Origin of the sequence: Amycolatopsis marina (genome assembly GCF_900111885.1) — a bacterium.
In the GTDB taxonomy this organism is placed as follows: domain Bacteria; phylum Actinomycetota; class Actinomycetes; order Mycobacteriales; family Pseudonocardiaceae; genus Amycolatopsis; species Amycolatopsis marina.
This window is the reverse complement of the sequence record NZ_FOKG01000011.1, coordinates 93,140-115,380: the sequence shown is the minus strand read 5'-3', so window position 1 is coordinate 115,380 and position 22,241 is coordinate 93,140. Positions and strand designations below refer to the sequence as shown.

The following is a 22,241-nucleotide window of genomic DNA, read 5'->3' as shown; positions in this document are numbered from 1 at the left end:
TGTCAGCTGCGGGCCGCCGCTGCTGCCTCGCGCAGCGCACGGAGCAGTTCGCTGTGGCGTAGCGGGTTTATGCTCACCCATCCGCTCGGATCCTTGTCCACCCTGACTCTCCCTTTCGGACTGTCGAGCCAGGACGTCTCCAGCGGTCGCTCAACCGCGCCACCTGCGCGCCGCACGGTGGCTCCGAGCTGTCCACGTCCTGGCACGGATGGCAACAGGTTGACGACCGCGTCGACAGCGGCCTCGTCACCGCCGCGTTCCCGGACCAGTGCGCGTATCCGCTGCTGGAGAGCGGCGCCAGTGGGTCCCTCCTGCAGCCGGGTCGCGTCGTCAACGACACCGGGAGGCAGGGTGATCGGTATGGCCTGCGCGGCCTCCACCCTCGGGATCTGCTTCACGAGCTCGTCGGTCAGTGCGGCTGCGGTGACCCGCAGAACGGTGACCGGGCCAGGAACTCCGCCGATCGGTTGGTGACACACCAGCGCCCCGGGGCCGTGAAACACAGCCACGACACCGGTCGCTACGGATCCGTCCACCACCACGAGGTCGATCGTGCTCCGGTGCTGGCGCAACGCGGTGACGAGATCCGCCGCGATGCCGACCGGCCCGCGAGTGGTGGCCAGACCACGTTCGGACAGCGACCTGATAGCCGAGGCCAGCAGCGCGTCCCGTTCGCCCTCGATCCGGCCGAACGACGGCACTCTCAGCGGAAACGGGGGGCGCCTGCCCGCGTAGGCGCCGATGGCGTCCAGCTCCGGCAATCCGAATTGGACACGATGTTCGACGGGGGATTCGAACGTGACCGTCATGACGACCGCCCTGGCGAGTCGCGTCGCCCGGTCACTTCGCGTCCACCGGCCGCGTCCGCGGACTCCTCCTTGGCATGCAGGTCCTCGTCTGCCTGGTCCTCGTGCTGCTGGTACTTGTGCTTGGCTCCGGCGAGCAGCTGCTTGAACTCGCGGACCTCTCGCTCCGTGGCCTTGACCTCGCCCGCGAGGCCGGAGCTGCCCGCCGCCTCCCGCAGCCGCCTCGCCAGATGCTCGGCGGGCGGAGCGGTGCCGAGCATCGGCAGGCGCTCGGCGAGCCTGCTCGCCGTGGCGACCAGGTCGCCGGTCAGATCGCCGAGCTCGGCCAGCGTCGTGATCCGCTGGTCGAGCAGGTCCAGTTCGAGCCTGATTCCCTGCCGGTCGCTCATGTCTTTCGCCTCAATCGCCGGCGGGCTGCACGTCGCTTGGTGCCGTACCCGTCTTGTTCCCGGTGTCGGTCGCTCATGTCTTTCGCCTCAATCGCCGGCGGGCTGCACGTCGCTTGGTGCCGTACCCGACTTGTTCACGGTGCCGGTCGCTCATTCGTCTCCCTCTGAAAGGCCGATGACCGCTTCGCTACCCGGTTCCTCGAGCGGGAAGAGTCCGTGGTCGATCGTCGGCAGCTGGTTTTCGTGGACGTCTTCGTCCGTCCCGCCGCGGGCGCCCGGACCGGGCGGCACCATGCCACCCATCGCGCCCGTGCGGATCGTGGCTGACTCGGCGGCCATCCGTGCCGCCATCGCGGCAGGCCCACCCTGCATCCCGATCGCACCCACGGCCCTGCCCTGCGCCAGCGGGTTGCCGGCCGAGCCCTTCCCCGTGGTCGTCGGCGCGCCGCCACCGAGCGTGCCGACGGCGGATCCGCCCGCCACTCCGGCGAACGCGCCGGCGCCTGCTGCGATCGGTGTGTTCGTGCTGCTTCTGCCTCCGGCACCCGGGAGGGCCTGGACGGACTGTTTGGCGCCGGCGCCGCTGCCCGCGGTGCCGCCGGCGCCGGCAGCGCTGCTTGGCGTCGTGGTGGCCGCCGGAATCGTGCTCTGCGCCTGGCCGATCAGCTGGCTCGAGGTCGTCAGGCTCGATTCGTAGCTCTGCATCGACCGGACCGCCTGCTGCTTTTGCATGTCCATCGCGTTGGCACCGTTGTAGAAGCTGAACCCGGCGCCGCCCACGGCACTGAAAGCGCTGCCCGCGTCCGGGGCGGACGTGTTCGCTTCGACGCGCCGGTCGGTCCGGTCCGGTGCGGTCGCCAGCGGTGTCCCCATGACGTCCGCCCAGTTCGCCGCCGCGCCGGTCATCGGTGCGGCGGGGTCACCGGGTGGCGCGGGCATGGTGGCCCTCGCCCTTGCCAGTGCTTCGGCCGCCTGTTCCGCGGCCTGTTCGCCCGCGTGCGCCAACTCGGCAATCTTCTCCACCCGATCGGCGAGCTCGGCCAGTCGGCGCGCGGCCTGCTCGGCACCCGTTCCCTGCCAGCTCTCCAGCAACGCCGCCCGCTGCTCGCGCAGTACCTCGGCGTGGTTGACCAACGCGGCTCTGTGCTCGGACCACTCCCCGGCAATGGCGCTGACATCGGCGATGTCGGCGTCCTGCCACAACATCTGGTACAGCTCCTCGTGGCTGTACGCGTCCCAGTTCACGCCACATTCCGGCGGCGCCTGGTGACCGAAGTACGCCTCCCACACGCCGGACATGCCTGCGGGTGCTGGTTGCCCGGCCACGAACACTGGCTCCGGTGGCGTCTCTGCCGCTGACGTCTCGCTTGCCACCCCAGAATCCCCTTTCAGGTCACCGACCCTTCATCGGTGTGGCCCAATGCTCACGGCCGAGGGGTGCAGCGGGGAAGGTCACGCGGCGGCCATTGCTGGCCGGTGCGTCTGACCAGGCAAAAGGTGCCGACGCACTGGTATGCGGCAGCTCGGTGCTCAGTTGTTGGCGCGGTATGCCTTCGCGAGGTGTTCCTGCAGGCGCGCGTGGCGGAACTGGTACACCGCGCCGGACTGGCGCAGGACGCCCCGCCGGTAGGCGTCGTCGAGTAGCGCGGCCACGGCCCACGGCAGTTTGTCGATGAGCGGGAGGCGGAAGCGGGTGAAGGCAAGCCACTGCCCCCACGCGGTGAAGACCACGATGTAGGCCAGGCCCGCGCACAGCCCACCCATCAGTCCGAGCGGCAGGGTGACTCCCAGGTCCCAAGCCAGCTCCCAGGGCAGTGGGCCCGCGAAGGCATGCACCGCGCTGACGAGCAGGCTGCCACCGAAGGTGATCGCGAACGCGAGGGCGAGTGCCAGCACACCGGCGAGGCGCAGTGCGGTCGTCCGGTTGGCCGCGAGAAGATCGGCGGGGCTGGTGGCGGTCGTGAGATTGGCGGGTGCCTCCAGCACGGACGCGAGTGCCAGCACCAGACCACATGCCAGGGCGAAGATGATGGCATAACCGACGGCGTCGACGACCGTTCCCCACACGATCGCGCCCGCGTCGCCAGTGAAGGCCCAGTTCGGGGATACCACCCTCAAGATGGTGCCGGCGATCGCATAGCCGACCCCCGCGATCGCGCCGCCCAGCACACCGGCGGCGAACCGGGCGGCGATCTTCCGCCGGAAGCCGGGCTGCCTGCTCGACCGGTCCCGCAATCGCACCCGGACACGGGTCGGCTCGAGCATCCCGCCCTTTCGCACCACCATCAGCAGGTACAGCAGGCCGAACGGGATACCGATGATCGGGCCGACGGCGAGCCCGTCCAGGAGAACGACGTGCCAGTACATCTCTCTCTGCGTCAGGATCGCGGTGACCGGTGCGAAGATCAGCCAGTCGAGCAGTGCCGTGATCACAGTGACGAAGGCGGTCATCAGGAGCACGCGGGACGACCCTCGGAGTCTGCCGTCCATCCGCCACCATTCGAGGTCACCGGTGCCCCTTCGATCCAGGTCGTCGGCGAGGAACCCCAGCCAGTGCTGCACTCGGTCGGCGTCCCAGTTCTGCCTCGTGGTGCCATTACGGTCGAATGCCGACTGTGCGCTGTAGACGGTGGGCACGAAGGAGTCGAGCAGGTGCGCCTCGATGGCGTGCGGCGTCGGGAAGCGGGCGGTGTCCAGCAGTTCGGTCGGATCTCGGTCACGCGAGTCGCTGTAGACCGTGCGGGCGAGACCGACCATCAGCGGCGTCGTCAGCACGGCGGCCAGGTTGGCGGACGGGCTTCCCTGCGCACCGTCGTTGTCGCGTAACGCGCTGATGACGGTGTCCCATGCGGTGGCCGTGCCGTTGTCGTCGACCGACGTCACGCGTCGTGCGGTACGGGGCAGGTAGCCGCCGAGGTCGTCGGGCGTGAGGTCGGTCAATTCGACCACGGCGGCCGAGGTCAGTACGTCGACCACGGTCACGGCCCGCTCGTACTCGTCGAAGCGACTGGTCAGCAGCAGCGGCATCGGCAGGGAGTTGAGGGTTTCCAGCGCCGGGCGGTGCAGACCCTCGGCGAGTTCGTCGAACCCGTCGAGCACGGGCAGTACACGCCCGGTGTCGACCAGTACGGCGGCCAGCGTCGCGCCGCCCGGCGCGGCCGCGGCGAGGCCGGGCTGGTCGCGCTGCAGCATCTCGACCAGCCACGTCCGCAACGGCGTCGTGGTCGGGTCCCACGAGCCGATGTTGAAGATCACCGGCACCGCGTCGCCAGGTGCTCGCGCGGCCAGCGTGTCGAGGACGAACCGCAGGGTCAACACGGTCTTGCCCGAACCGGCGCGGCCGAGCACCACCAACCGTCCGGACGGGACCCGCCGGTAGGTGCTCGCGATGTCGCCCACCTCGCCGGAGAGGTCCAGCGTCCCGGCGGTGACCCCGGCGGGGACACGGCAGATGTTGTCCCAGTGGTCAGCGAGCCGCGCGGGTGCGTGCTGCCACCGCACCGGCAGCGGGAACGGGTCGTGCACGCGCCGCAGTTCCTCCTCGCGCCGCAGGCGGGCGCCGATGACCAGAGCCAGATGGTCCGCCGCCTCCGATACCTCCACCGGAACCGCGGGCAAGGCGACGCGGACCGGTGCGGCAGGTGCGTCGGTCGCAACCGGAGCCGGCTCGGCGCCGCGGGAGGATGGTGGCGAAGGCGCGGGCGGTTCCGGCGGCTGCTGGTGTCTGCCGTCTGCGGCGGCCAGGAGGCCGTGGCGTTCCTCCTGGCCGACGTCGAGCGCGTCGGCGAGCAATGTCACCGTGCCGATTCGGGGATCGGTGCCGCTACCGGTCTCGAGCCTGCGAATGGTGCGCACACCCACACCGGACCGAGCGGCCAGTTCGTCCTGGGTCATGCCCGCCCGCCGCCGCGCATCGCGCAGGAGGACGCCGAAACGGTTGGCCACGTCCGAGTTCCTCCAAGTGTGCGGGGGGACATCTTGATCTTAGTGAGCGACCGGCCACGAGTGGCAGGTGGTCGACCTTGTTTGTCACCCGTGCACAGACAAAACTTCGTCGGCAAACGAGAGGACCATGATGTCAGCGAAGTTCCGGTACTGGTGCGATGAGTGCGGCTACAAGACGCCGTGGCTCGACGAGGGGGAGGGCGCAGGGCAACTCGGGCGCCACTATCGACGTCGGCATCCGGGGATCGAACCGGGCGGCGACTTCGAGATCCGGCGTGCCGACAACCGGCGTGGCTGTCTCGGCGTGGTGGCCGTCTCGGTTCTCGTACTGCTGACGCCTAACTGCCGACGGCGTATGCCGCGACGGCGGCGAGTCAGCCGGAGCGGGGGAGTAAACCGGTGGAGATGACGTCGGTGGCGGTGGCCAGCAGCTGACGCAGCTGCGTCTCCTCGCGCCGCAGGGAGTCCGGGCGCCAGGCGAGGCTGATGATGCCGTTCCAGGCCGCCCACAGCATGGTGGCGACTTCCTGCGGATCGTGTCCGCGCAGCTCACCCGCTTCGATGCCGGCGCGCAACGCGGCGACCAGGCGCTGGTTCTGCTCGTCCACCGACCTGGCCAGCCGCTCCGCCAGTTCGTGGCCTGCCAGGTACTGCCCTGGAGCGTTCGGGAACGCCAGCATCCGGAAGTAGTCGGGGTACGCGAGGTAGAACGCCAGGTACTCGTCGGCGGCGGCGTAGATCTTGTCGACCGGGCTGCCTTCGGCGAGGTAGGCCCGGTCCATGTAGTCCCGGTCGACCTGGAGCGCGCGCTCGACCACCGCCGCGTGCAGACCGGCCTTCGAACCGAAGTGGTTGTAGATGGACCCGACGGCGACCCCGGCGCGTTCGGCGATCTCCTCCACGGTCGCCTCGCCGGAAGATCGCTCGCCGTAGATCTCCTCCGCCGCGCGCAGCAGTTTCCGCACGGTGCGCTCCTTGCGGGGGTCCATCGCGTCCTTCCGTCGTCGGTCCGATGCCGGAGCGGGCGTCGCCGGTCCCTGCGACGTGTCGGCTAGCGTATCGAGACTACTTTATGCAATGATTGCAAAAAGTTGCCACGAAGGGACCAGTCGATGCCCAGCCAGCAAACACGGACCGACGTGGTCGTGGTCGGTGCGGGAATATCAGGCCTGGTCGCCGCCACGAGGCTGGTGGCGGCGGGGCACGAGGTGTGCGTGCTGGAAGCCAGAGAACGAATGGGCGGCCGCGCCCTCAACGCCGACCTCGGTGGTGGCAACGAGCGCCTTGTCCGCGCCATCAGCCACCTCTACGACATCGCCGCCGCCCAACACCAGTTCGGCATCCTCGACGAGCCGGCCACGGTTGCGGGGTGAGTGTTGTGACCGACTGGCCCGCGTTGCACGAACACGTCATCGAACGCTTCGCGGCAGGGTGGAGTGATCCGCATCCGCACGCGTGGGACGACCTGCTCGCCGAGGACGTCGAACTCACCCAGCCGCTGCTACGTCACGGGCGGGGTCGCGCGCTGTGGCACGAGGAGGCGCTGCGGCTACTGGCGTTTCTGCCCGACCTTCGGGGCGAGGTGCTGAGCTGGGCCGCCCGCAAGGACATCGTGTTCATCGATCTCCGGCTCAGCGGCACCGCGGGCGGGGCACGGCTGAGTGTCCGCGCGTGCGATCAGCTCACCATCACCACATCGGGCCGCATCGCCCGCCGGGACTCCCGCTTCGACCCGCGACCGGTGATGGGCACGCTGATGCGGCACCCGAGCACGTGGTGGCCGTGGTGGCGCTCGGGCATCGGTCCGCTGACGGCTCGCCGCGCTCTCCTGACATCGCGGCCCGGTGCCGTAGCTGACCGGAGAAGTCAGGAGTTGCGTTGACCGAGACGGGGAGCCCGGAACTGTGGCGCGACGCTCGACTTGGCACCGCGCACGAGGTGCGCCTGCCGAAAGGGGCGATCCGATACCACGAGGCCGGCGAAGGACCGGTGCTCGTTTTCGTGCATGGCTACCTGGTGAACGCCAATATCTGGCGCAAACTCGTTCCGCTGCTGGCGGATCGCTTTCGCTGCATCACACCGGACTGGCCGCTCGGCTCACACATCGTGCCCATGCCGCGCGGGGCCGATCTGACCCCACCCGGCATCGCGGGTCTCATCGGAGATCTGCTCGACGTGCTGGACCTGTGCGATGTCACCCTCATCGGCAACGACTCCGGTGGTGCCTACAGTCAAATCGCCGCGGCCGAACGCCCCCGGCGGCTCGGCAGGCTCGTACTGAACTCCTGTGAGACGCCGTGGTGCTCTTGGCCGCCGGGACCGGGCGGGTTCGGCCTGTTGAAGGCCGCTGCCGGCACTCCGCTCACCCATCACGGGCTCTACCAAATCCTCCGGCTGCCCTCGAGTTGGCGATGGCGCAACACCTACGGCCGGCTGGCCAAGTACCCGATCGACCGACAGGTCATGCACGGCTACGTGCGGCCCGTTCTGACCAGGGCGGCGATCCGGTTCGACGGCCGCAAGGCGATCGGCGGCGTGTCCAACGACTTCAGCCGCCGCGCCGCCGAGGTCCTGCAGCGCCGCTTCACGAAGCCCGTGCTGTGTGCGTGGGCCGCGGAGGACCGCGTGTTCCCGCTCGACCACGGACTGCGCTACGCAGGCAAGCTCGGCACCGAGCTGCGCACCATCGCCGATTCCTACACCTACACCGCGGAGGACCAGCCCGAGCGCACCGCCGAGGTGCTGCGCGACTGGCTGCTCCGGGTCGGCTGAACCCGCCTTCGAGTTGCGCAATTCCCGTTAACAGATGAAGGAGTGTCCACAAAGGAGCCATCATTGCCCGATGGGTCGCCGGGCGCCATTGTTACCCAACGGCAACATTGCTCGGCCTTGCTTCCATTTGCGCCGAAATTCAGCCCGTTCTTGGTGCGATCAGTGACGATATTGGGTGATGCTACCGCCGAACAGGCGAACAATTTCCAGTCCAGTCGCCGGATCGGAGGCGGTATTCCTCGGTGGAGTACGGCGCTGTTCCCGCCGAGATCCCACATCCGCGCGCTCTGCTGACTAAACTGCCCGACCAATCAGAGAAGTGACGAAGTCCTCGGCGTCGTGTGGAGGCGGGGCCGCGTTCCGGGACGATGAGACCCCGGGCGTGCTGGGGAAGTGACTCGTCACGCTCGCTGGAGGTGTGGCCGCGTGTCGGTCGGCAGCAGTCGGGTGTACGGCTTGAAGGACGTGATCGAACTCGTCCGCGAGTTCATGACGAGGGAGGACCAGCAGGGCGGATTGCGCAGCGGTTGGTTTCCGGTCCTGGTGGTGGAGGGCTTTCGGGGCGCGGGCAAGACCGCACTGCTGAACGCGCTGGTCGCGTTGCTCGATCAGCGGGTCCCGCACGCGAACGTGGACGTCGAGAGCAATCGCCATGCTTCTGTTTCCCAGTTGTTGTCCGCGATCGCGTTCGATCTCAGCCGGAAGTACCCGCGTTACGACGCATTGCAGTTTCCGCGATTCATCGTCGGACAGCTGGTCATGTCGTTGGATCTGGACCTGACCGACCACAACCGGGCTCGGCAGGAGGTGGTCGAAGCGTTGCAGCGGCACCGTGGATTCGATGCCATCCGCGAGTTCCTCGTCGAAACCGCTGGCAGTGTGCTGGTCAACATGGGCACCAGCGCAGGAGTGCCGGTCAAGCCACCGGCGCGGCTGCTCGAACTCGGACTGGAGTGGATGGCCGGGCTGTCCCCCGGGCGCAGGCTCGTGCTGGGCGCTTATCAGAACTGGTACGGCCACCGCGATCTCGGCCTGCTCAACGATCCGATCGACGTCCTGGTCGACCTCAACAGGTGGGCCACCGACTACGCGTCCGAGGACAACAGGCAACGGATCGACGAACTGCTGTGGGCCGCGTTCCTGGCTGATCTGCGTGCGGAGTTCGGGCGTGGCCGACGGGCCGACGAGCGCACGCTCAACTGCGTGGTGCTGCTCGACAACGCCGACAACGAGCTGGGCCGCCGGTTCCTGCACCAACTTGTCCGCGCACGACGTCAGCGGGCCGCGGGCGAACAGGAGGACGCCGACCCGTTGACCGTCGTGGCAACCAGCCGCGGTGGCCTGCTCACCGACGTCGCCGACAGCGACCAGGCATCGGTGGACGCCGAAGAACTCCGGCACACGAACGACGTCCGCGACGCCGAGTGGTCACGTTCCTGGTGGCTGCGGTACCGGCTCCGTGAACTGTCTCTGGACGAAGTGGGCCGCGCGATCGCCGACGTGGCGCTGGCCTGGGGGGTCAACGAGCGGATCACGCGCATGTTGCATCGGGTCACCGGCGGGCACCCGGCATCCACCAGCATCGTGCTGGATGCCATCGTGAGGATGCCACCGGAGAAGTGGATCGATCCCGAGGCGATACTCGGGTTCGCCGACACGTCCACAAGCACCATCCGTTCATCCACTGTGGAGCAACAGCTGCTGGATCGGCTGCTGGTCGGCATGTCGGACGCGTCGCTGCGAGACCTCGAAACCTGCGCGGCCGCGCGCGACAGGGAGTACGCCCTCCTGCTGGCCGGGCAGGACGGCCTTTTGGTGAGTGGCCAGGCCGGGTATGAGGAGGTGCTCGACCCGATCCTGTGGCCCGAAGAAGAGTCAGCGGGAGTGGTACTTCTGCGCCGGCTACTGGCGCGCAGGCTGGCCACACGAGCCGACGGGTTTCCGGTGAGCTGGTCCGGCGCGCACGCCAGGCTGCGGCTTGCCTGCCGGGCGGCAGCAGACGAGGCCGGCGACCTCCATCACGCGTTGGCGGATGGTGAAGTGGCCTTCGTGACAGGGCGACTGCGGCAACGGCTGGATGAGCTCGACAGTGGTTCCTGGTTCACGTTGCTCACGTCGGTGACCGAGGCGCCGTACGTGCCACGCGGGAGTTCGGCCCCGATCGAGCAGGTGCGGGAGACGGTCGCCTCGGCCGACGTCGAGCAGCCGTTGGCCTCGATGGCCCGGCTCGTTGTGGCGTTGCAGATCGCGGCCAACCCGTTCACCGACAGCCGGTGCCGCGACTTGCATCTGCAGATCGCGGACGACTACTCCGACGTGTCCCGGTTGTGTCCCGGCGGTCCGCACGCGGTGTTCCTCGAGGCCTCGCGGCAGCACCGCCGTGAGGCGGAGTGGTGGGACTGATGCCAAGCATCCCCGGACGGACGCATCACCGCTTTCGAGGTCCACAAGGGAGGAACGAGTGACGGACGGAATGCGCGGAATAGTCCCGCCGGAGACGTGGACCGTGCGCAGACGTCGCCGTCGGCGACGGCTGGTCGTGCTCGGCGCGGTGCTGGTACTGATCGGCAGTGGCATCTGGGGCGGTGTCACTCTGCTCAGTGTCTGTGGATCGTTCGGTTCTGGGGTGACGGAACTCGATGGGGAGTGCGTTGGTGTAACCGATGGTTCCTATGTGTTCCATTCCGACCTCGCGGACGTCCAGGGAAAGCTGGAAGAGGAGAACGCCAGGGTCCGTCGCGAAGCACCCGCATACGTCACCGTTGCCCTGCTGGATCCACTGACGCCGAGCGACGACAGCGGTCTCCCCATCGCACAGGTGCGAAACCGTCTCGAGGGCGCCTACACGGCGCTGCGGCGGGTGAACACCGAGCCGGTGTCCGGCGATCCGAATCCGCAGATCGAGTTGGTCCTCGCCAACTCCGGAACCAGTGATGAGCATTCCCGTCGCGTTGTCGAGCAGCTCGTGGATCTGCGCGACCAGGAGAACCCACTCGTGGCGGTGATCGGGCTGGGCGTGAGCACCGAACGAACGAAGTGGCAGGCCGAGCAGTTGTCGGCCAACGACATCCCGATGGTCGGCGCCTATCTGACCGCCGACGATCTGGAGTACGAGCATATTCCGGGTCTGATCAAGACCTCGCCGAGCAATCGGCACTACGTGGAGGCGTTGCGACGCCATGCGGACGCCGCCGGTATCGATTCGACCATCATGGTCCGGGACGCCAACTCGGACTCCGGGGCCGATCTCTACACCCGTTCCCTCGAGGAGGAGTTCGAACGGCAGATGGCCGAGATCATGGAGTTTCCCACCCAGCAGTTCACCGGCAGCACCGGTGGCGCAGGCGGGGATGTGAACCTCTTCGGCAACGTCAGGGCCAACATCTGTGCCTCCGCGGCGCAGAGGTTGCAGGCCGTTCTCTTCGCTGGGAGGGAAGTGGACCTCGGGGCGTTCATCGAGTCGCTCGAGTTCCGCACGTGCGCTGACACTCCGCTGGTCATCCTGACGGCGGGCCTGGAACTCGGTGCACTGCTCAAAGGGCAGGAAGATCAGCTGGCCGAAGCGAAGATCACGGTGCTTTCGGCGTCTACGGTGGATGCCGAGGGCTGGCGGGCGAACCCGGCGGCGGAAGGCACGCCAGAACACTACGGCGACTTCCGCAGGGCGTTCCAGCTTGCCCAGTTCGCCGAGGAACACCTGGACGACGGCGGTGCCATCATGATGCACGACGCGCTGCTGACCGCCGCGCAGGCCGTGCGGATCGCCGCCCCGCTGGGATCGGCATCGGCGCCGACGGCCGACGATGTGCGGGCACAACTGCTCAATATCAACACGCTGTACTCCGTGCAGGGTGCCAGTGGCGAACTCAGCTTCAGCAAGCAGGCAACCGGTGCGGGGACACCACTGGGTAAACCGGTGCCGGTACTTGCCTATCCCCGCGCACCGGGCAGCCCTTCGCGGCAGACCGGCGAGCTCTACCACGTCACGGGCTGAGCATTTGGTTGTGGCCGCGGAAGGTGCGGCGGTAGGCGTCCGGGGGCACACCGACGGTGCGATTGAAGTGCCGACGCAGCGTCGTGGCGGTGCCCATGCCAGTGGCTTCGGCGATGGTGTCGACACTGTCGCCGGTGGTCTCGAGCAGTTCCTGGGCACGGCGGATCCGCTGGGTAAGCAGCCATTGCAGTGGGGTGGTGCCGGTCACCGCCCTGAAGTGGCGCCCCAGATTGCGCGAGCTCATGTTCGCGCGGCGGGCCAGATCCTCGACGGTCAGCGGCTGGTGGAGCCGTCGGGTCGCCCAGGGCATCAACTCGGCGAGGGGATGAGTGTCCTTTGCGGGCACCGGGGCGGTGACGAACTGCGCCTGGCCACCGGCCCGGTGTGGGGGCACGACCAGACGACGGGCCACGGCGTTGGCGACGGCCGAGCCGTGGTCGGAGCGGACCAGGTGCAGGCAAAGGTCCATCGCGGCTGCCTTACCCGCGGAGGTGAGGACGGTGCCGTTGTCCACGTAGAGCACGTCCGGGTGGACCTCCACGCCGGGATAGCGGGTGGCGAGTGCTTCGGCATGGGCCCAGTGAGTGGTCGCGTGCCGACCGTTCAACAGACCGGCGGCGGCGAGGACGAACGCGCCGGTGCAGAGGGAGGCGACCCGGGCGCCCGCATCGTGGGCGACGCGCACGGCCTCGACCAGGTCGGCGGGAGGATCATCGTCGACATCGGCCAACGCGGGAACGATCACCGTATCCGCCCGTGCCAGCTGGTCGAGTCCGCAGTCCGCCTCCAGCCGGAACCGGCCGATCCGGACGGAGCCCGAGCCGCAGACGGAAACGTCGTACCACGGGTCGGCCGCGCCGGAAATACCGGTTCCGAAGACCTCGTACGCCACGGCCACCTCGAAGTGCAACATTCCGTCGGCAACGGCCAGCGCGACAGTGCTCATGTCCGAAATTGTACGTGACGTGGCGTTTCAGACACTGGCAGCGGGTTGCCGACGTCGGCAGGCTGTCCACAGCAGATATTCGGGCAACTGGGGAGCACTGATGGAATCGGGTCAGCCAGTAATGGTGTTCGGCGCCTACGGGCACACGGGGCGGTTTGTCGCGGCCGAGTTGGTCGATCGTGGGTTCGTCCCCCTCCTCTCCGGGCGCGATGCGGGCAAACTGCGTGCGCTGGCGGAGTCCTTTCCAGGGTTCAATGTGCGGCCGGCCTCGGTCGACGACCCTGCCTCGCTGTACAGCGCGCTGAACGGTGCTGCGGCTGTGATCAACTGCGCCGGACCGTTCGCCGACACCGCGGCCCCGGTGATCGAGGCGGCGCTACGAGCCGGCATCCCCTATGTGGATGTGGCGGCCGAGATCGAAGCCAACATCGACACGTTCGCGCACTTCGGGGACCGTGCTCGCGGCGCGGGCACGGTCGTGCTTCCCGCGATGGCCTTCTACGGCGGTCTCGGGGACCTGCTTGCCACCGCGACCATGGGGGACTGGACGGCGGCTGACGAGGCGCACATCGCGTACGGGCTGAGTAGTTGGCATCCCACGGCCGGAACCCGCGCCGCGGGCATTGTCTCCCGGCAGCGGCGCGCCGGCCGGCGTGTCCGCTACAGCGGCGGGCGGCTGGAGTACCGGGATGACAGCCCGCCGACGCTGCAGTGGCCCTTCCCCGCACCGATGGGGGTCCGGACCGTGATCGGCGAGTTCACCATGGCCGACGTCGTCACCATCCCCAGTCACCTGTCCATTCCTGAGGTATGCACGTACATGACGGCCGACGCGGCCAGGGAAGTATCCACTTCGGACGCCTCCGCGCCGGTCGCCGTCGACGAGCGCGGCCGGTCGGCGCAGACCTTTGTCGTGGACGTCATCGTACGGTCCGGTGACGTGGAACGACGCACCATTGCCCGCGGCCAGGACATCTACGCCGTCAGCGCACCGCTCGCGGTGGAAGCGGTCCACCGCATCCTCTGCGGACAGACGAGGACGACGGGGGTCGCCTCCGCGGGCGAACTCTTCGACGCACCCGACTTTCTCCGCGCGCTGGCCGCGCACGTCACGCTGGAACCACACCAGGCACGCCGACCGCTGGGCTGCGAGGATTCCGTGGCCGCGGGACACTGACCAGATCATGAGCTATTCAGAATTGCCGCGGCGAGCAGTGGGAGCTGCGTGACCGGAATCTGGCCGCTGGGCTGGGCCGCCATCGTCTTCGCGGCGGCGGGAGCCCTGACCGTGTTGCTCAGCATTCGGCTGGTCGGCCTCGGGGACACCCTGGCCGACCGGACGGGCTGGGGCGAGGCGTTCTTCGGAGCGGTGTTCTTCGGCCTGGTCACCTCACTGTCCGGCATCGTGATGACCGGCGTCAGTGCCGCCGCCGGCCAGCCGGAGCTGGCCTACAGCAACGCGGTCGGCGGGATCGCGGTGCAGACCCTGGCGATCGTGGCCGCCGATCTCACGTATCGGCGGGTCAATCTGGAACACGCCGCCGCGTCAGGACAGAACCTGCTGTTCGGGACCTTGCTGATCGTGTTGCTCAGTGCCGCGCTGCTGGGTTCGTTCAGCCCTGAGGTCACGGTGCTGGGTCTGCATCCGGTGTCGCTGGTCATGGTCGCGCTCTACCTGGGTGGGCTCCGGTTGATCCAGGCGCAGGAGGAGCCCATGTGGCGGGCGGTTCCGACACGGGAGACGCGCGCCGACCACCCGGCGGAACAGGACGAGTTCGGCAGCCGAACCGCTGGTTCGTTGGGCCTGGAGTTCGCCGGTATCGCGGCGTTGGTCGTGGTCGGCGGCTGGGCGGTCGCACGAGCTGCGGAAAGTCTCGTTGTCGCCACCGGCCTGAACGCGGGCTTCGTGGGCGGTGTGTTCATGGGGCTGGTCAATGCGCTGCCGGAGACCGTGGCCGCGATAGCGGCGGTGCGCCGGGGTGCACTGACTCTCGCCGTCGCCGCTGTCATCGGCGGCAACTGCCTCGACGCGCTCAACCTCGTCGTCGGTGACGTGGCCTTCGGCGGTGGCAGCCTCTATCATGCCGCGGGCACCGACCAGCTGTTCCTCACCACAGCGGCGCTGCTCATGACCGCCGTGCTGCTGGGCGGGCTGCTGGTGAGACAACGGCGCGGCTGGTGGCGACTCGGGTTCGACGGAATCCTGCTAGCCGCCATCTACGTCAGCGCCGTACTGGCCCTCGCCTTCTGAGCCCGCGGTCCGAGCTGGCGGCGGGGAAGCGCTACTGCTCCCTACCGCCGTGCTGTCGTCCAGTGTGTCAGCCGGTCGGCGGACCAGGTGTTGATGACCTGGTCCGGGCCGACACCGCACTCGGCGGCGCGCACACAGCCGTACGACTGCCAGGCCAACTGTCCTGGAGCGTGGGCATCGCTGTTGATCGCGAATCGGCAGCCGGCCTCGGCAGCGAGCCGGAGCAGCCGGTGTGGCGGATCCTGCCTTTCCGGACGCGAGTTGATCTCCAAGGCGACGCCGTTTTCCTTACAGGCCTGGAAGACCGTGTCAGCGTCGAAAGCGGACTCCGGTCGGCCACGTTTGCCGGTGACGATCCGGCCGGTGCAGTGGCCGAGCACGTCGACGTTCGGGTCGCTGACGGCACTGACCATTCGCCTGGTCATCTCACCGGCGGGCATCCGCAGTGCCGAGTGCACGCTGGCGACCACCAGATCGAGTGATGCGAGCAGGTCCGGGTCCTGGTCGAGCGTGCCGTCGGCAAGGATGTCGACCTCGATGCCAGTGAGAATCCGGAATGGCGCGAGCGTGGTGTTCAGTTCGGCGACGAGGTCCAACTGCTGGCGCAGTCGTTCGATGGACAGGCCCCTGGCGATCGTCAACCGGGGCGAATGGTCCGTGAGCACCATCCAGTCGTGGCCCAGTTCTCGTGCCGCCTCTGCCATCTCCCGTACGGGCGAACCGCCGTCGGACCAGTCGGAGTGCGTGTGACAGTCGCCGCGGAGCGCCGCTCGCAGTTGCCCGCCGTCGGGTTCGGCCGCGCGTTCCTGAACGCGCAGCAGGTACTCCGGCTCGGATCCGCTCGCTGCTTCGGTGATCACGGCGGCGGTGACCTTGCCGATGCCGGGCAGTTCGGTCAGTGTTCCCGCCCGGATCCGGTCGCCGAGCTCACCTTGGGGCAGCCCTTCAACGGTCGCGGCAGCACGCCGGAACGCGCGCACCCGGTAGGTCGGTTCACCGGCTCTCTCCAGGTGAAAAGCGACCAACCGCAGCGTGCGCGCCGGATCCAGTGGTGCACCCATGATGAATCACTCTAGGCGGCGGCCGAGCGGCGTGCCGGACATCGCCTCACCCGGGGTTCGCCGGCCGTTCGAAGCAGGTTTCGAGCACCACGATGGCGTTCGTCCCGGACACACCGGCGATGTCGCGGACGTCTTTCAGTGCCGCCTGGAGCAGCCGTGTCAGCGGTGCGCACCTTGAGCAGCAGCGACGCAGTGCCCGCGACGATGCCGCGGACAGTCCGACCTCGGCACCGAGTGGTGGTGTCGAACCTGTGTTTCGGCGGTTCCAAGCGCAACCGCCTGTTCATCACGGCGACGACGTCGGTTACACGTTGCTGGTCAACATCAACGGTGCGCGCCCTGTCGACGTCCGGCCGTGGCATCGTTATTTGGTCCCGGTTCGGCACCGTTAGTGGGCCCCACCGATCGGGCGAACTCCTGCTCGTGATGTGCGAGTCGGTGGCTCGAGTTGAGGGTCCTGGGTGGACAGTGCCAGTGAGGGGCCGTCCGCGTGGGAGCCGGAATGGTGTCGAGGGTGGAGTTGTTCGCGCTAATCCGGCGAGATGCCCGAGTGGAAGGGCTCTCGGTCCGGGCGCTGGCTGACCGGCACGGGGTACATCGCCGGACGGTGCGTCAGGCGCTCGGCTCGGCGGTGCCGCCGCCGCGGAAGACGCCGGCCCGGTCCTCGCCGGTGACAGGACCGCTTCGCGGTGCGATGGACGAGATGCTGCGAGCGGATCTGGAGGCGCCGCCCAAGCAACGGCATACCGCGCACCGGATCTGGGAGCGACTGGTCGACGAGCACGGCGCGACGATCGCGTATCGAACAGTCTCGAAGTACGTCGCAGGCCGCCGCCCGGAGATCGTGCTGGAAGCCAGGAACCGGGCAGGCGTGATGGATGGGTTCGTTCCGCAGACACATCTTCCAGGCCAGGACGCCGAGGTCGACTTCGCCGAGGTCTGGGTCAACGTCGGTGGTGTTGACACGAAGTGCTTCCTCTTCACTTTGCGCATGTCGTTCTCTGGCAAGGCCATTCACCGCGTCTACTCCTCGCAAGGCCAGGAGGCGTTCTTCGCCGGTCATGTCGCCGCGTTCACCGAACTGGGCGGCGTCCCGGCAGGCGAGATCCGCTACGACAACCTCTCCTCCGCGGTGCGCAGGGTCTGCTTTGGACGCTCACGCGTCGAGACGGACCGGTGGGTCCTGTTCAAGTCCGCCTACGGAGTCACCAGTTTCTATTGCATGCCAGGCAAAGAAGGCGCTCACGAGAAGGGTGGCGTCGAGGGCGAAGGGGGCCGGTTCCGGCGCCGCTGGTTCGTCCCGGTCCCGAAGATCGCCGATATTTCCGGGCTGGCCGGCATCAACGACAAACTCGCCGCGGCGGATCAGGTCGAGGACGCCCGCCACATCGACCAGCGGGTGACCACGATCGGACAGGACTTCGCCGTTGAGGCACCACTGCTGGCGCCGTTACCGGTGGACGACTTCGACATCGCGCTGACCACGACACCCCGGGTGGACCGCTACGCGCGGATCACTGTCCGCCAGGCGCTCTACTCGGTGCCTGCCCGGCTGATCGGGCAAACGGTCCGGGCCAAGCTCGGCGCGGAGGAACTGGTGGTGCTGCACGGATCGCGTGAGGTCGCCCGGCATCCGCGGTTGACCACCAAAGGCGGGCAGCACTTGGTGTTGGACCACTACCTCGAGGTCCTGGCCGGCAAACCTGGTGCGCTGCGCGGAGCGACGGCGCTGGTCCACGCTCGGAAGAAGGGCTGGTTCACCGCCACCCACGACGCGTTCTGGGCCGCCGCGCGGGCCAAGCACGGCGACCAGGCCGGCACGAGGCTGCTGATCGAGGTTCTGCTGCTGCACCGGCGCATGAGCCACGCGCACGTGATCGCCGGGCTCCGCATCACGTTGGCGGCCGGGTCGGTATCGCTGGACGTCGTCGCGATCGAGGCCCGCAAGCACACCGCCGCAGCCGGAGAAATGACCGCCGAGCCGCTACCGCGGCCGCAACGCAGCCGCAGCAAGGTCGTGTCGCTGCCCGAGCGCCGCCGCACTGCGGAGTTGCCGCCGGACTCCCGCCCCACGCCGCCGTAGGTCGAGGCCTACGACCAGCTGCTCAGCAACAGTCCGAGGAAAGGGAACGCGTCATGACCCGCACCACCGCCCGCGGCCGGGACCAGCTCACCGAGGAAGCCGCCGACGCCGCGATCGAGCAGGCTTGCCGGATCCTGCGGCTGCCCACCATCCGTGACCGCTTCGGCGACCAGGCCGCCGCCGCGGCCCGGCAGCAGGCCACCTACAAGAGCTTCCTGTCCGAGCTGTTGTTCATCGAGTGCGAGGATCGCGAGGTCCGCCGCAAAGCGCGCCTGGTCAAACAGGCGGGCTTCCCGCGCACGAAACGCGTCGAGGACTTCGACTTCACCGCGAACCCGAACGTCACGCCCGCCCTCGTGCACACCCTCGCCAAAGGCGCCTGGATCCGCGCCGGGCAGCCGGTCTGTCTGATCGGGGACTCCGGCACCGGCAAATCCCACCTGCTCATCGGGCTGGGCACCGCCGCGGCGGAGGCCGGGTTCAAGGTCCGCTACGTCACCGCCGCCGCGCTGGTTAACGAGCTCGTCGAGGCCGCCGACGACAAGCACCTGTCCAAGACCATCGCCCGCTACGGCCGCGTTGACTTGCTCTGCCTGGACGAGCTGGGCTATCTCGAACTCGATCGGCGCGGAGCGGAGCTGCTGTTCCAGGTGTTCACCGAGCGGGAAGAACGCTCCAGCATCGCGATCGCGAGCAACTCCGCCTTCAGCGAATGGGCTCGCACCTTCACCGCCCCGCGGCTCTGCGCCGCGATCGTTGATCGTTTGACGTTCGACGCCTCCATCATCGAAACCGGCACCGAGTCCTTCCGGCTGCGCACCACCAAACGCCGCCGGGTCAACCGGGCCAGCTGAGCTTGTCGGCGGCCAGGGCAAACTCTCGCGGATGGTCAGGTGAGTTGCCACTCCTCGTAGCTGTAACCTCGTGGAGGAGTCGTCCACATGATCAGGAAACGGGATGAGCCATTCCTGGTCAGCGGGCAGGATGGCGGCATGCTTGCCGACCACTTCCCTCTCTTTGGACTGCGACTGACGACGCCACGACTGGAACTGCGTCTGCCTTCGCCCGAGGAACTCGGCGCTCTGGCCGATCTTGCGGCCCGCGGCGTCCACGACGCGGATGCCATGCCGTTCATCGTGCCCTGGACTGACCAACCACCGGCCAAGGTCGCACTGAGTGTCGTCCAACACCACTGGCAGCAGCTGGGTAATTGGACCCCGCAGGACTGGTCGCTCGACCTCGCCGTGTTTGATAGCGGCGTCGTCGTCGGGCAGCAGAGCATCAGCGCCCATAACCTGGCTATCACACGGGAAGTACGCACAGGTTCATGGGTCGGGCAGCCCCACCAGGGACGGGGAATCGGCACCGAGATGCGCGCCGCGGTACTCCACCTTGCGTTCGCCGGGCTCCACGCCGAAGAAGCGATCTCAGCCGCATTCGACGACAACATCGCCTCCAGTGCCGTGTCCCGCAAACTTGGCTACCAACCTGACGGCGTTCACCGGCGCGCCGTCAGCGGGCGGTTGACGATTGAGCATCGGCTACGCCTGACCCGGGCAAGCTGGGAGCAGCAGCGCACTGTCCCGGTCCGCATAGAGGGGCTTGCCCTGTGTCTGCCTCTACTCGGTCTTGACGCTCCGTGACTCCTGGCGGCCAGATAGTCCCGCTAACTCGCCGCCAACGGAGAAATCTCAACTGGCCACTTACTGAGCTCAGAACGGCGCCTCGCGCCAATTGAACTCGACTGACCCGGCCGGCGGGAGGCGGATCGTTCTCGCGTCGATCTCGACACGTTCAACTGCGGCGATCTCGGCCGCGTACACCTCCAACGTGTCCTCATCCAGCTGGCAGGTCTACATCTCGCAGGCATCCTCCAGCTGCTCGCGAACCACCTCAACTGGCCGGCCCGCGAACCCGACGAACACCTCGTCCAGCGTCCACACCAGGGTCACCACCGGGCCTGGCTCACGCTCGCTCACCACGCCATGCTCACCAGCAGGCACGCACTCGAGTAGCACAAACACCCGAACGAGGTGGGGCCAGATCAGAGTGCCGAACCGGGGCCAACTCAACTTGCCGAAATCAGACGTCCGGTACAACACCGATCGGCATTAATCTGACATGCACGACGACACTCGAGAGAACGAGCCTGGGGGTTCACCGTGACCGATCACCTGCCCATCTGTATGGCCTGCGGGATGCAGTACGCCGAGGCGCGAACCGACTGCCCGGTCTGCGAGGACGAGCGCCAATACGTTCCCAGGGCCGGTCAGCAGTGGACCGACCTGGAGACGTTGCGTGCGGGCGACTTCACCGGGCGGATCGAGGAGGAGGGCGAGCGCGTCATCGGCATCGGTAGCCAGCCCTCGTTCGCCATCGGGCAACGGGCGCTGCTGGTGCGGGCCGGATCGGGCAACATCCTGTGGGACTGCGTCGACTATCTCGACGACGATCTCGTGTCCGCCATCGAGGACCTCGGCGGGATCACCGGCATCGCCATCAGCCACCCGCACTACTACACGACGATGATCGAGTGGAGTCGTGCCTTCGAAGTGCCGATTCACCTGCACGAGAACGATCGGCAGTGGGTCGGCCGCCCTGATCCGGCCGTCGAGTTCTGGAGCGGCCGCACCAGCAGGCTCGCCGAAGACCTGACTTTGATCAACCTCGGCGTGCATTTCGCAGGTGGGACCGTGCTGCACTGGAGCGCGGGTGAACAGGGCAGGGGCGCGTTGCTGACCGGCGACATCGTCCAGGTCATCCCGGACCGGACCCACGTCGGCTTCATGTACAGCTACCCCAACCTGATCCCGGAACGACCGAGTGTGGTCCGTGCGGCCGCACGCTTGCTGGAGCCCTACCGATTCGATGCCATCTACGGCGCTTGGTGGGACGCGGTGATTCCCGCGAACGGGCACGAGATCGTCCAGCGTTCGGCGCGGCGGTATCTGAGGCACGTCGCGGATTAGCGCGATCAGCGCGTGGCGGTCCTGCGCCATGCCTTCTTCAACTGACGCGGCATGACTGTGACAGAACCATGACATTCGGCGAACAGTGTGCGCATCTGCGGAAGACATCATCGGCAGGTGGCCTCGAACTCGCCGAACGCTGTCAACGCGCATCGATCGACGCACCGGTCCGCCGGCCCACCACGAGGACGACTGGCCGGGCTGGGCGGCGGATGTCTCCTCGCTCTGGTGCTCACCTGCGTCGTGTTCGTCTGGACACGTGCCGGGCAGCGACTGGACGGTGAACTCCTGCCCCGCGCCGAGCGCGGTGGGGGCTACGCGCAGGAGACCGCCCTGGCCGAACCCGCGGGAACGGTTCTGTCCTTTTTCGGCGATCTGTCCTTCATGGCCGCCATCTTCGTCGCGCTCCTCGTGGTGACGGCATGGAACAGACGGTTCCTGACCGGGGTGGCCGGTATCGGGGTGGTGCTGTGCTCGGTGGCTGCCGCGAGAGTGCTCAAGCTGGTGCTGGCGCGTCCGGACCTCGGGGTGGCGAGTTCGACCACACACAACAGCTTCCCCAGTGGTCATGTGACGGCCGCCGCGAGCTTGCTGCTGGCTTTCGTGCTCGTGGTCGCGCCCCCGCTGCGATGGTGGCTGGCCGTTCCGGGTGTCGCAGGTGTCGCGGCCGTCTCGGCGGCCACCATGATCAGTGGATGGCACCGGCTCAGTGATGTACTCGGTGGGCTCCTACTGGCCGTTGCGGTGACCTGTGTCGCAGCTTCGCTGCTGCAGGGCCGTCGTCGATCTGCGGACACACCGCGCGCCAGCGCATCAGCGACCGGAAGAACCGTTGTCGCTCTGGTTTCGGGTGCCGCCGTGGTGGGGACGGCCGCCGCACTGGCCGCTGTGGACGGTGCGGCCGCGGCTGTCCTGGCGGCCTGCGGTTGCACGGTCCTGACCCTGGTTCCCGCGCTGGTCGTTCTGCCCGCGCCGGGCGCCACCCCCTCGGCAGGCGCCCAGTCCACAGACTTGCGATAGTGATC

20 protein-coding genes are annotated in these 22,241 nt (G+C 68.0%); 12 read left to right on the top strand and 8 right to left on the bottom strand.

Going from position 1 to position 22,241, the window contains the following annotated elements; all coding sequences use genetic code 11:
• Window positions 1–2 precede the first annotated feature (2 nt).
• The 5 genes from BM199_RS18940 to BM199_RS18915 form a co-directional block, all read right to left on the bottom strand.
• Window positions 3–809 carry an ESX secretion-associated protein EspG gene (locus tag BM199_RS18940; RefSeq protein WP_091674589.1) on the bottom strand — a complete coding sequence of 269 codons (807 nt, stop codon included), beginning with the start codon at window positions 807–809 and terminating at the stop codon, window positions 3–5.
• On the bottom strand, window positions 806–1,195 hold the full coding sequence (locus BM199_RS18935; protein WP_091674588.1) for a hypothetical protein: 390 nt from the start codon (window positions 1,193–1,195) through the stop codon (window positions 806–808). The genes BM199_RS18940 and BM199_RS18935 overlap by 4 nt, the downstream gene beginning before the upstream one ends.
• A gap of 150 nt (window positions 1,196–1,345) precedes the next feature.
• Window positions 1,346–2,569: a hypothetical protein gene (locus BM199_RS18930; RefSeq protein WP_245788455.1), complete on the bottom strand. Its 1,224-nt coding sequence runs from the start codon at window positions 2,567–2,569 to the stop codon at window positions 1,346–1,348.
• A gap of 156 nt (window positions 2,570–2,725) precedes the next feature.
• Window positions 2,726–5,140, bottom strand: a complete 2,415-nt coding sequence (locus BM199_RS18925; protein ID WP_091674587.1) for a helix-turn-helix domain-containing protein — start codon at window positions 5,138–5,140, stop codon at window positions 2,726–2,728.
• Between the two features lie 374 nt (window positions 5,141–5,514).
• On the bottom strand, window positions 5,515–6,129 hold the full coding sequence (locus tag BM199_RS18915) for a TetR/AcrR family transcriptional regulator (RefSeq protein WP_091674585.1): 615 nt from the start codon (window positions 6,127–6,129) through the stop codon (window positions 5,515–5,517).
• Between the two features lie 123 nt (window positions 6,130–6,252).
• Here BM199_RS18915 and BM199_RS34975 point away from each other — a divergent pair, with 123 nt between their 5' ends.
• The 5 genes from BM199_RS34975 to BM199_RS18890 all read left to right on the top strand — a co-directional run bounded on the left by BM199_RS34975 (window position 6,253) and on the right by BM199_RS18890 (window position 11,906).
• On the top strand, window positions 6,253–6,513 hold the full coding sequence (locus BM199_RS34975) for an FAD-dependent oxidoreductase (protein WP_091674584.1): 261 nt from the start codon (window positions 6,253–6,255) through the stop codon (window positions 6,511–6,513).
• Window positions 6,510–7,022, top strand: coding sequence for a nuclear transport factor 2 family protein (locus BM199_RS18905; protein ID WP_245788454.1), 513 nt, complete (start codon window positions 6,510–6,512; stop codon window positions 7,020–7,022). Before BM199_RS34975 ends, BM199_RS18905 begins: the two co-directional genes overlap by 4 nt.
• Complete coding sequence (locus BM199_RS18900; protein WP_245788453.1) at window positions 7,019–7,912, top strand: alpha/beta fold hydrolase; 894 nt, start codon at window positions 7,019–7,021, stop codon at window positions 7,910–7,912. Before BM199_RS18905 ends, BM199_RS18900 begins: the two co-directional genes overlap by 4 nt.
• A gap of 426 nt (window positions 7,913–8,338) precedes the next feature.
• Complete coding sequence (locus tag BM199_RS18895; RefSeq protein WP_091674582.1) at window positions 8,339–10,315, top strand: hypothetical protein; 1,977 nt, start codon at window positions 8,339–8,341, stop codon at window positions 10,313–10,315.
• A gap of 58 nt (window positions 10,316–10,373) precedes the next feature.
• Window positions 10,374–11,906: an ABC transporter substrate-binding protein gene (locus tag BM199_RS18890; RefSeq protein ID WP_143101868.1), complete on the top strand. Its 1,533-nt coding sequence runs from the start codon at window positions 10,374–10,376 to the stop codon at window positions 11,904–11,906.
• Here the strand turns inward: BM199_RS18890 and BM199_RS18885 are convergent.
• The gene (locus BM199_RS18885; protein ID WP_091674580.1) at window positions 11,896–12,852 is read right to left on the bottom strand and encodes a helix-turn-helix domain-containing protein; all 957 of its coding nucleotides are present in this window, start codon (window positions 12,850–12,852) and stop codon (window positions 11,896–11,898) included. The genes BM199_RS18890 and BM199_RS18885 overlap by 11 nt on opposite strands.
• A 100-nt stretch (window positions 12,853–12,952) precedes the next feature.
• On the opposite strand from BM199_RS18885, the gene BM199_RS18880 reads away from it, so the two are divergent.
• Together BM199_RS18880 and BM199_RS18875 are read left to right on the top strand one after the other, a co-directional pair.
• Window positions 12,953–14,029, top strand: a complete 1,077-nt coding sequence (locus BM199_RS18880; protein WP_091674579.1) for a saccharopine dehydrogenase family protein — start codon at window positions 12,953–12,955, stop codon at window positions 14,027–14,029.
• A 48-nt stretch (window positions 14,030–14,077) separates the two neighbouring features.
• A complete protein-coding gene (locus tag BM199_RS18875; RefSeq protein WP_091674578.1) occupies window positions 14,078–15,103 on the top strand; it encodes a sodium:calcium antiporter in 1,026 nt (341 codons plus the stop codon).
• A 41-nt stretch (window positions 15,104–15,144) separates the two neighbouring features.
• Here BM199_RS18875 and BM199_RS18870 read toward each other — a convergent pair whose 3' ends face one another.
• Complete coding sequence (locus BM199_RS18870) at window positions 15,145–16,152, bottom strand: PHP domain-containing protein (protein ID WP_091674701.1); 1,008 nt, start codon at window positions 16,150–16,152, stop codon at window positions 15,145–15,147.
• A 514-nt stretch (window positions 16,153–16,666) separates the two neighbouring features.
• On the opposite strand from BM199_RS18870, the gene istA reads away from it, so the two are divergent.
• From istA to BM199_RS18850, 3 genes are all read left to right on the top strand, one after another.
• On the top strand, window positions 16,667–18,247 hold the full coding sequence (gene istA / locus BM199_RS18860) for an IS21 family transposase (protein ID WP_091674576.1): 1,581 nt from the start codon (window positions 16,667–16,669) through the stop codon (window positions 18,245–18,247).
• A gap of 53 nt (window positions 18,248–18,300) precedes the next feature.
• Entirely contained in the window at window positions 18,301–19,101 is an 801-nt protein-coding gene (gene istB, locus BM199_RS18855) for an IS21-like element helper ATPase IstB (protein ID WP_091674575.1), read from the top strand.
• Window positions 19,102–19,188: 87 nt separating this feature from the next.
• A complete protein-coding gene (locus BM199_RS18850) occupies window positions 19,189–19,890 on the top strand; it encodes a GNAT family N-acetyltransferase (RefSeq protein ID WP_245788452.1) in 702 nt (233 codons plus the stop codon).
• A 210-nt stretch (window positions 19,891–20,100) separates the two neighbouring features.
• On the opposite strand, the gene BM199_RS34970 is transcribed toward BM199_RS18850, so the two are convergent.
• Complete coding sequence (locus tag BM199_RS34970) at window positions 20,101–20,226, bottom strand: hypothetical protein (RefSeq protein WP_281245719.1); 126 nt, start codon at window positions 20,224–20,226, stop codon at window positions 20,101–20,103.
• 207 nt (window positions 20,227–20,433) lie between these two features.
• Between BM199_RS34970 and BM199_RS18840 the strand changes: the two genes are divergently transcribed.
• Together BM199_RS18840 and BM199_RS18835 are read left to right on the top strand one after the other, a co-directional pair.
• A complete protein-coding gene (locus tag BM199_RS18840) occupies window positions 20,434–21,216 on the top strand; it encodes an MBL fold metallo-hydrolase (RefSeq protein WP_091674699.1) in 783 nt (260 codons plus the stop codon).
• 117 nt (window positions 21,217–21,333) lie between these two features.
• Window positions 21,334–22,236 carry a phosphatase PAP2 family protein gene (locus BM199_RS18835; RefSeq protein ID WP_091674574.1) on the top strand — a complete coding sequence of 301 codons (903 nt, stop codon included), beginning with the start codon at window positions 21,334–21,336 and terminating at the stop codon, window positions 22,234–22,236.
• Window positions 22,237–22,241: the final 5 nt, after the last annotated feature.